The organism is Chryseobacterium formosense (genome assembly GCF_900116415.1).
GTDB classification, from domain to species: domain Bacteria; phylum Bacteroidota; class Bacteroidia; order Flavobacteriales; family Weeksellaceae; genus Chryseobacterium; species Chryseobacterium formosense.
Window position 1 is genome coordinate 868,752 of the sequence record NZ_FPAP01000003.1, and the last position, 10,817, is coordinate 879,568.

Annotated in this window: 6 protein-coding genes and 1 tRNA gene; 1 reads left to right on the forward strand and 6 read right to left on the reverse strand. The window is 36.8% G+C overall.

Annotated features, from left to right (window positions below):
• Window positions 1-77: 77 nt before the first annotated feature.
• A tRNA-Leu gene (locus BM371_RS15320) sits at window positions 78-157 on the forward strand.
• Window positions 158-501: 344 nt separating this feature from the next.
• Here the strand turns inward: BM371_RS15320 and BM371_RS15325 are convergent.
• The 6 genes from BM371_RS15325 to BM371_RS15350 all read right to left on the reverse strand — a co-directional run bounded on the left by BM371_RS15325 (window position 502) and on the right by BM371_RS15350 (window position 10,816).
• Window positions 502-849 carry a hypothetical protein gene (locus tag BM371_RS15325; RefSeq protein WP_034679322.1) on the reverse strand — a complete coding sequence of 116 codons (348 nt, stop codon included), beginning with the start codon at window positions 847-849 and terminating at the stop codon, window positions 502-504.
• The gene (locus BM371_RS15330) at window positions 846-4,229 is read right to left on the reverse strand and encodes a DUF6443 domain-containing protein (RefSeq protein ID WP_083415637.1); all 3,384 of its coding nucleotides are present in this window, start codon (window positions 4,227-4,229) and stop codon (window positions 846-848) included. Before BM371_RS15330 ends, BM371_RS15325 begins: the two co-directional genes overlap by 4 nt.
• Before the next feature lie 9 nt (window positions 4,230-4,238).
• The gene (locus tag BM371_RS15335) at window positions 4,239-7,619 is read right to left on the reverse strand and encodes an RHS repeat domain-containing protein (RefSeq protein ID WP_074958779.1); all 3,381 of its coding nucleotides are present in this window, start codon (window positions 7,617-7,619) and stop codon (window positions 4,239-4,241) included.
• Window positions 7,620-7,624: 5 nt separating this feature from the next.
• Window positions 7,625-9,235: a T9SS type A sorting domain-containing protein gene (locus BM371_RS15340; RefSeq protein ID WP_074958783.1), complete on the reverse strand. Its 1,611-nt coding sequence runs from the start codon at window positions 9,233-9,235 to the stop codon at window positions 7,625-7,627.
• A gap of 452 nt (window positions 9,236-9,687) precedes the next feature.
• On the reverse strand, window positions 9,688-10,221 hold the full coding sequence (locus BM371_RS15345) for a hypothetical protein (protein ID WP_034679939.1): 534 nt from the start codon (window positions 10,219-10,221) through the stop codon (window positions 9,688-9,690).
• Window positions 10,222-10,426: 205 nt separating this feature from the next.
• Window positions 10,427-10,816: a hypothetical protein gene (locus tag BM371_RS15350; RefSeq protein WP_034679949.1), complete on the reverse strand. Its 390-nt coding sequence runs from the start codon at window positions 10,814-10,816 to the stop codon at window positions 10,427-10,429.
• Window position 10,817 lies beyond the last annotated feature (1 nt).

A 10,817-nucleotide genomic window follows, 5' to 3' on the forward strand; every position in this document is an offset into this window, starting at 1 on the left:
AAAAGTTGATAAAAAGTTTTTGAAGATTAAAAAAAGTTTCTATATTTGCACACCGATTCAAACATGGTAACACACTTGCCCAGGTGGCGGAATTGGTAGACGCGCTGGTCTCAAACACCAGTTCTTAGGAGTACCGGTTCGATCCCGGTCCTGGGTACAACTGCCAAAAAGCGCCAACTAAAGACAGTTGGCGCCTTTTATTTATAATTGAAAGCCATTCAGGAACTTGAGCGATACCAAAGTTCACATATTTGCAACCATTGATGCTTTTATAAAACCTTCTAAACTTAAAAATATTGCTGCACTTTAGTTCTGTTTCCTAATACAACCAGAACATCATATAACACAAAATCCACTGCAATTGCAGTGGATTTTTCATTTATCTGCCACACGATAAAATCGTGCGGGAGCGGGGGGTATTAAAATTGAGTAATGGCATTATATATAATTATATCCTTCACTATATAATGCAGGAAAGCTAATAAAATACATTTGGTTAATTTAACTTGTTCTGTAAGCTTCTGGTATTATATATACATTTTTAAGTTGTATATTTTTACATTTGTTTTCTTCATACCATTTAAACCAATTCTTTAAATCTTCTTTAAATACTCCATTTGGATATGTTCTTGCATAATTCATAATTTTCCCTACAGATACTGGGGCATAATTTGAAATAAAAATGACTGATTTTCTAAATCTTGCATCTTGTGAAAGATTAATATTATTTTCGACATATTTGACATGACAAAAAAATATTTCCTTAAATTTTAAATTTTCCTGACAATCACTTTGTTGACCGAAACTTCTAAAAAAAATAAAAACTGATATAATTAATAATTTATTCATTTATAGGGGATCTTTGTTTTGTTAATAATAACGCCGCCCGTCGAGTTTGGAGTTACGGTTTGAAAAGTAAGAGTAAAATCTCTTCCAACAAATATATCTGTACCCGCTGCCGGATTTTCGACTCTCAAATTGCCATTTACTTTATTCTCAGCTGCTACTCCACCGTTATGCATTGTCAAAGCATTAGTTGGATAAACGCCTTTTACGCCTCCAGATTCCGCTTTTAGTTGCTGCTCTTTAGTCTCATGAGCTAAAGCTCCTGCGCTAGATGCTCCTCCAGAGCCAGCTTTGTCGAATTCAGCTATGTCTGCTATATCAATTTTATCATTTACAATATCTCCAACAGTGGTATTAGTATCGTTACTAACTATTTCTGTTTGGATCACGGCTGAGCTGTTAATTGCTTCAGAATATACATCAATAAATGCTTGCTGCTCGGGTGTTACGGAGTCAGTACTAATTTTTGTAAATTCAACATCTCCACTAGTAGCATTTAATGTAGCCTTATATGTATTTCCCGTAGCTTTTGAAACAGAATCTAAATAAGCTTCTTTTGTAGCATTATCTTGGAAAGTAGGTCGAACTGTGTCTAAGTTTTCCATCCCATCAGGATCAATAAATCTAATTGGATTATTATAAGCATATGTATACGTTGCCCATCTTCTTGAAGTTTCAGCTAAAGGATCCACAACACCCCACCTTCCTAAATCCGGCATATAAAATCTTGCTCCGTAATCATACATCCCGGTCTCAGTCTGAAGCTCTTTCCCATTGTACTTGTACTGGTAACCCGGGTTTCCTGACAATTGGTTATATCCTTCATGCTTCAACCCGAAAGGATAATAATTGTTCTCCTCAAGAACTTCTACCCCGCTGCCATTGTGGAAATAACTCAATCTTGTATTTCCCAAATGGTCTGCATAGTTGTAAATATACTTATTTTTCATAAAATCAAAGTACCCTTCCGCTGTAGGTACAAATTGTAATTCGGGACCTATAGCAGGAGCCGGACAATCTATACATATGATAAAATCATTGTTAAAAAAATATTGAAATCCGTCGAGATAATCTGTCGTTGAATTCGAAAGAAAAGCTCCACCACCAGTAGTTTTCATCAGCTTAGTTCCATCAGCTCTATACACATAGTTTACCTGAGATTTTTTAATTCCAGAGCCAACAGTTAAAGTATTAGGAAGACTCAGGTGGTTATACCCTATTGATCCGAGTCCTTTATCTCCATGGGATTTCATATTCCCATTGGAGTCATATGCAAAAGCGCCACCTAAAGCATTATAACCCGAATAGTTGTTCGAAACCCCCGGTGGAAGTGTGATCTGATCCAATCTGTTGCCTGTATAGTTATAAACCAAATCGTCAATCTGCTCTGCTGTAATCCCTGTTGTAGGCTTGGAATACCTTTGAAGCGTCTTAATGTTTCCATTAAGGTCGTACGTCAGGTACTCGTTATAGTTGTTATTGTTGAGTATCGAAGAGCCCGGCTCTGTATAAATGCCCTGCGACAATCGGTTCAACCCGTCATAAACGTATGAATATCTTCTTTTGCTGTCATTAACCACCGTTGATGTCTTCCAGTCAATCTCTGCAATATTGCCGTTAAATCTTCCTGTGGTAAGACCCGTATTCTCAGGATTGTTGTATTTGATCTCATACCCAAACAAATCACCTCCGCTTAAATCATTCGGATTGTTGATTCCTGTCATCCATCCCCTGATGTTGTATTTGTAATCCATCTGCTGTAACGGAGAGTTTGCACTGACCCCTCCCACTTTCTTGCTTTCAAGCTGAGACAGCTCATTGTATTTGTTCTGAGCCAAATATTCCACAGCATTGCCGTCAACCTGATGCGTATGGGTCAATAACCTGTTCTGGTGGTCATACGTAAAGTTCTCCGTAATTACTCTTTCCGTATCGGTATTCAACCTCTTATGCCGGGTGACTACCGTTTGTGGAGTACCCGAAAAATCAAGCTCAGATTCTGTCTTCGTATAACCTCCCAAATGGTTGACCGAATGCGTGGCTAAAGCCCTCCCCCTGGAATCGTACCACGTGTAGTTCTTCGTCCAGTTGTCATCCTCAATGTTTTTGATCAGCGTCATGACAGGCAGGCTTTTGGTGCTTACACTATTGCCCGTACTGTTGTCACTGATCACAGCCACACCGAAAACCGTGGAAGGGAAAGCCGGATTGAAGCTGTAGGATGCATACGTATCATAATAGTTGATGCTCAAAATCTTCACGTACTTGGAATCCGATGGGTAAGCCCTGCCCGAGTAAAAAACCTCCATCCCCTCATGCATAAAACCTGAGCTTTCAATACGGTTCATATTGTTGCTACCCTTCAAATCAGCATCAGCCTGTTCCGTCAAACGGTCTCCACCCGTGCTGATCCCCGTGAAGGCAACACGCCCGAAACGGTCGTACTTCGTGAAGAGCCACTGTCCTTTTTCTGCCAGATTGGAATCCTGCGATCCAACCAAACGGTCCTGCTTATCGTAAACCATAAACTCCCAGCCCTTGCCCGGAAGCTTCTTCTCAACCAAGCGGTTACGGCTGTCGTATTTGTACTGGTAGCACAGGTTGTTCAAAGTCGTTGTATCGACAGCGTTCGCTGCCACTGCCAATGGCGGGATAACATATGCCAATTGATTGTAATCGTTATAAACATAATACGTATCTGCTTCCGTTGTCGCATCAAGCATTTTCCTTACCAGTACAACCTGTCCCTGGCCGTTCTTGAACTCTATCGTCTTATTGCCGTCTTCGTCAGTTACCGTATTCTTATACAGCTGACCCGCTCCATAAGGAGTCGGAGACAATGTTATTACAGAACTGAAACTGGCGTAATCAAATGTTGCCACATATTTTTTGACTTCCCCGTTTTCATTGGCTTCATAACCGAACTTTACAGGTTTGCTGCTCCAGGCCGTACCAACCTGTCTTTGCTCCAAGACCCTGTCCAAAGGAGAAGCTTCAAATTCTTTCTTGGAAAATATTATTTCTGATCCGTAAATATCTGCCTGGGTGGCATTGGTCAAAGGGCTCGTTACTATCGCTCCATTAGCTGTCCCGCTTTGAGGTACAGGAAGGTAATCCATAGCCTGCCTCCCATACTGGTCATATACAAAGTGCATAACTACATCCCTCCCTAACGGGGAAGCCTTGATGTTCACTGCCTGCTTGGGTCTGCCCAAGCCGTCAAGGTACTGTACGCTTTCCACGCTTTTTGGCGTAGGCCCTGTAGGGTCGGTCAAATATGTTTTCGTATAAACGTAGTTTTCATTCGTGCTTAAGTTCAAGGTCTGTGCATGGGAAAACCCCGCTACAAACAAAGCACTGATTGGTATGATTATTTTTTTCATGGTTTGGTTTTATTGCTTGTAGTTGTACTTGAACTCTTTTAAGATCTTACCCGATGCACTATTCTCCCTGATCTCCTTTAAGCGGTTCGCCGCATCATAAAGGTAAACCTCTCGGATACCGGAGGGCGGAGTGATACTTGTTACCCCGATCAAAGGATCATACGTATATGTCGTGATCTGAGCTTCAGATAAATCCGAAAGCTGTCTGAAAGCGTTAAGCTGAGCAATCAGGTTTGCTTCATTTGAAGGGTTAACAGCATCCTGATCCGAAGCACTCACTATCGATGATGCCAAAGCAATCACCGCAGAATAAGGATAATTAGCCACCTTCGCAATGGGCTGGGTACCGTTATAGCCCCAGATAATCGATGTCACTATCCCATCCTTCGTCGTATACTGCAATAGATTGCCCTTACTGTCATACTGGTTGTAAGTCACCTCGGTCGCAGAAATACCTGCGAAATCAGTGGAAACCAATGATGTCGGAAGAAAATGGTTAACATCATTGAACATTGTTTCAACCTTGCTAATGGTCTTATTATTCTTTTTATTTTCGGTCTCTAAAGCAACACCAATCATATTGGCATTAATTAATCTTGTATTGCCTTTTTCATGTGCATATTTATAAGATGTTAGATTGGAATTTCCATCTGAAAAATTCTGTGTAACGGATGTCGGATAATCAAGACTATTGTACAGTGTATTTGTTGTAGCTGTTACAGAACTTTGCACGCCATTTTTATAAAAATAGGATGTTTCTACTTTCTGTGAAGGCAGGCTAATACCAAATCTCTCAATGTTTTTATAAGGAGTGGTCAATGCTAAATTCCCATACCAATTAAAAAAGTCTGAATATCCTGCATATTGATAATATTTTGTGATCATATTATTATAGAAATTATCCTTAATTTTAATCCCGTCATTAACCTCATATTCGGTGATATTATAGTCAAAATCAGTCTGTGAAACAATACGATCGTTGGAGTCATATTTTTTTTCCCATATAGTTTGTCCTCTTAAATAATCCTGATTTGGAATAGGTACAATTGGCATTTGAGTGTAAATTATTAACTGATTAGGAAAATCTAAGGGTGATCTGAATTTATAAACCGTTTTTCCTTTGCTTATGTTGTTATTATCAACCTGTTTTACAGTGACATATTTATACCCAACATCTCCGCCCTGTGTTTTCTGTACCGGAATAATATTATAATCGGTTTCAGTATTAAACATTGCGTTATAAATTATAACACCATTCATAGTATCACTGTTGTATGAATAATATTCATCGTAATTAAATACTGGCACAGGGAATACTAATGCGCCACTACTTCTTCCTGCTTCATCCAGATTATCATAATTATAAATATATCTTTTTGTAGGATCGGCTGATAAGGGGTTTTCATAATATGAAATATCACCGATCCTAAATCCACCACCTTTATATTTTTTCATGTCAACATACATCGGCTCAGAGGTATGTGCAACAAAAGTATCCAGTGTATTTGACGGATTTGAAAAAGCAAAATTTCCACTTAATGAAGCATAGTATGTACCGGGCTCAAGGTATACTGCAGGATGAAACTCTGATTTAATTTCTCCATTTTGATTTATATTTGAGTTGGGGCATGCTGGAGGCTGTGGTTTATTGCATGTTTGGTTCCCATATTGAAATGTAAATACTGCAGGAGAGAAAGTATTGTCTGCATTCTTTTTAAATATTTGAAATTTCCAATCGTAATAAATCAAATTACCAAGCCATAAATCCAGCTGAACATATTGTGCAGATTGAATTGAGAAAAAATTTTGTTTATATAAATCGTTAAATTGACCAAAATGAACACTGAATTCGTAAGGTGTTGAAGTATTATAACCTGTAACAGCAGCCATTACATTATCATTTGCGACAGGATTGTAACTGTATTCATTTTCTTCGAAATTAAAGATAACTTTGCCTTTTGTAGGATATGTAATTGATTTAATCACATCTGTAGTAATCCCTGAGCCTGCATAGAAACCCCATTTGTCTTTTTGAAGACCAAAAAAATTACCTTCGTTATATTCTATACTGTTTTCTTGATTCTGATTATTGGCAGAAACTTTAGTCACTTTCTTAAGCAGTAGTTTTTGCAAATTTTGAGGCCCATTGTACGCTTGGTATTGTACATTGGAATAACCATAATCCATAATAAATTTCTCGGTGTATTGTGTAGCTGGTTGCCCTACAAAGTTAGTCTGTACCGATTTCAGCTTATATAAATTTTGAGGCTCAGCATAATTGCTGTCACTTCTGCCTTGTTCATAATTAAAATAAATTGTTCCCCTACCAACAATATCAATATCAGTAAGCAGATAGGTCTGAGACGTATTGTAGACAAGCTGTCTTTCAAAAGCTCCAGGCAAACCACTAGGAGGCTCCTGATTAAAGGTTGTATTAGTATAACCTATATTACTCGCCATTCTGGATATTGTTGTAGGTGTATCCTGATACTTTACTTCAGAATGACGCAGATATTTGAATGTGACAAGATTGACATTTCTTTGATCATTGATTCTGACTAAATGATATGATGTATAATAGTCTCCAATCTCGACACTTGGGTAAAGATCTCCACTCCCCGTAATAATATGAGTTTTTACCGTGGTAATTGATTTTCCGGATTTTTCCATTCCTTCAAAATCATATCTTATCCCCTTATCATCGATGATTGTAAAAGATTTCAGAGCATGCTCAACTCCATCGTATGAACACGTTATTTTAAGATTATTCTTATCCAATTTGACAGCTACATAAGAATTATTGGAATCCTTCATTACATAAAATCTTCCCGTAAACCCTAAAAAGTTATATTGATACAAATCGTATTCTGTATCGTATTTTCCCATTGCTGCATAAAATGAATACTCATTAATATTTACTGAAGGGTCATTATTGATAAGTTTTGACGTAAGATTAGTTGTTGTGTCGTAAATACCAAATTTCGACTTAGGTGGAGACGATAATAGGACAGATCTATTTTTTTCATCCGGATTTCCTCCTCTAACTGTTCTTACGATGCTTCCTCCGGCTATTAAGCTCCATCCCAATCCTGTTTCTCCTGACCTATCATCAGGCTTTGCATTCATCGGATGGTATTTAAGCTGGACGTTAACCGCAACATTTTTGTTATTGGTTGGAATATTAAACAGTGGAATATTAATATCTGGAACACCTGTATAATAACTTACAGGAACTTCTTCGAATTTCATTAGATTATTAGCGGTTGGAGCTGCAGCGAACATTTGGTTAATGTCTTCAATGTAGCTTTTTCCTTCGCCATTTAAAGTGTGCTGTGCATTTATTACATTTACTATTAATGCAAGTAAAAGTAGCAAAATGTTTTTCTTCATGTGTCTTATTTTTTAATCAGTTTAGCATTAGCAGTTTTCTCATTATCCGTTTTTACAACAATCAGATACGCTCCCTGTATCAGGTTCTGAGTATTGATCTTCGTTACCTTGTTCTTTGTCTTCAAACTCTGGAGCTGTCTTCCACCCATGTCATATAAAGTAATATCAGCTTCCTTAAACTCAAACCCTATCTCCACATAACAATAATCGCTCACAGGATTCGGATAGATTTTCATATCCTGCTTTTCGATCAACTGATCGATCTGACTGTCGCCTAATTTCACAATCTTCCAGTTTTCTTTTCCCAATTCTTCGGCACTTGTTCCTGCCAGAACTATAGAACCGTCTTTATTCATCTTCAGGTCAGATAATCTTTCTTCCTTCTTTCTCGATTCTCCTTTTACATGCTTTCTCCACTGCTCATTGCCATCATTGTCAATATAGAGCATCCAGAAAGTTTCGTCATCAGCCTCAATTCTTCCTTCAGCCTGAGTGTATCCGCCCAGTAAAATGCCTTTGGTTGATGGTTGTCGGTTGTCTGTCGATGGTTTTCCTGTGATCACATTCATGCCCATCAGAATATCGCGGTTTTTAAAATTGTAGGATTTCTGCCATTGTTCATCACCTTTTGTGTTTAAAGAAATTAACCACAGATCTGTTCCTTCTTCTATTCCTACTGTTTTATTTCCTGATCTTTCAGATCTTGATTCTCCACCAATAATATATCCCGATGAAGTAAATGCCATTGTTCTTACATGATCATCTCCTTTACCTCCAAAGTTCTTTTCCCATTCTACTTTTCCGTCTTTGTTGAGTTTTACAATCCAGTAGTCGCCTTCACCGAAGTTTTCCGTGGTTTTTCCTACAAACTGCGTTTTAGCCGTATTGGTTTTATCATCACCGGAGATAATTTTATGTCCGGCCGTTGAACCGCTTCTTGAATAAACTCCCAACAAAGCTCCGCCATCGGGAGTTGGGATCATCTTTTCTACTTCATCAAGGCCTTTCCCGCCCAATACAAGTTCTGAAACAACCTCCCCGTTTTTATCCAAACGTATTACCGTAATATCCTTTGAACCAAAGCCAAGGGAAGGGTTCTGAATGTTTCCTGCCACAAAAAAACCGAAATCCGAAGATTGAATGACAGCCCTTGCCTCTTCATCCTGTGCTGTGCCTATTGTCTTCTGCCAAAGCTCGTCCCCGAATTCGTTGATCCTGATCAGCCAGATATCGGATCCGCCTTTGGAGCCTTCCTTTTTATCCAGCCCTTTTCCCGAATACGAAGTCCCTGCCATAAGGAAACCACCATCCTGGGTAGACATGGTTGCTGAAAGAAAATCGTGGTTCTCTCCTGAGAAATACTTTTCCCAGACTTCTTCGCCCTGTTGATTGAGTTTGACCAAATGGAAATCGTAGCCGTTGTTTTGTTTGTTTCCGGTAGTAATCTTCGATTGAATCGAGCTTCCCGTAATAAGGTATTGCTGATCTACAGTAGTGGTTACCTGAGAAAGAAAATCCTGCGTAGAAGATTTGATATCTTTCTGCCATACCACTTCCTGTGCAGTAAAGCCTGCGGCAGTATAAAGGAATACTGCACTCATGTAGAGTTGTTTCATGACTTGGTTAATAATTTATTGTTGCTAATTTAACTTTTTTTAACGAATATCCTAATCTCTTTGTTGAGATTTAATATGAATATAATCATATCATCGTGACAAATGTAAATCAGTAAAGCGCCAAATCTTGACGTGTTAATTTATATTCTAAATAAAAATCTGGTAAGCAATAATTTCTGCAATTGATTGTAAAATAAGCATTTTCTTTTTTTAAGCTCACCTTTTTTGTGAAACTATCTCATTAAGTAAACTTCCTAAACATCTAAAAATTATAAAGCTCCTAAGGAGATATTTTCTCGCAACAGATTTAAAAATAATGTTTTATCTTTAATTCTAAATTGCAAATTTTTCTTATCATTTTCATATAAAAAGTATAAGAATTGTTCTAAGAATTTAGCAACTCCAGTCCAAGAGAATGCACAGTATGAGACAGTCTTTTTTGTTATTAAACTTTAATAATTAGGTTTTGGTTCTGGCACGTATGTATTTCCATATTGGAATAATTTATTCTCTTCTTCTTCATTTAATACTTTCCTTAAATCTCCATTTTTATTCAATTCAAAAATTATATATCTTGGATGAAAGATTGATATTGTTCCTTCTTTATACATATAATCGTTATATTTATCCTTAATATATTTTTTTTCTTGTTTTATTTTAAAGAAATTGGAGTAATACACAATTAAATATTTATTATTAGATATATAACATTTAGCAGAATCTTTGTCGAAAAATTCTGCCGTAGAGATTTTAATGTAATCTTTGTTCCATTTGGTTTGATGTTGGACTATAAAAATTTTAGGTGAATATTTTTTATCTGCGGAAAGAGAATCTACAATTTTTGATACTTGTTTTTCTATAGAGCTTTCTTTCTTGCTACAGCCAAGAATTGAAATCAGTCCGATAGAAGCGCAAAAAAACAATTTATTTAACTTTATCATAATAAATTTATTAATACTATTTAAAGGCGCCGGTGTTAATTGCATATTTGTTTTAGTATGTCCATTTCTATTGAGCTCAATTAAGGTATTTCATAATCCTTCATGAACTGTCATAAATCTAGGAAGCATATTGCTATTTTTCAAAGTTCCGTGTAAACATTTCTCCTTGAGTTTTGATCTGATCCCCATTGATTTCCCACTATATCAGGATGATTTACGTTATAACCACCGTGATTATTAACAAAGCCACTTAGTGAGTGGCTTTATTAATTAATCCTCTTCTTAATAATTGCGTAATAAAAAATGTAGCTACAGCTACTATATACAAAGCTCTTTGTTCAGGATATTTTATTGCCCAATAAATAAAAGGAGAACTTATAATAATCCATTCTAAAAATAGTTTAATCTTTAAATACTTCTGATTGAAAACGATTAAAAATAAATCCAAAATAATCAATGCAGTGATAAAACAAATCCAAAATAACATCCCGTAAAGAAGAATTCCTATTAAAGAAGCAATGATTGTTTGAAAAAAATCTCTTGAAACATTTGGGTCTAAAGAGTCAAATATTGTGGTAAACAAAAATGACACTATAAAGACTCCAACAATATTTATCCAGTTTGTATTTAATATTTTCATA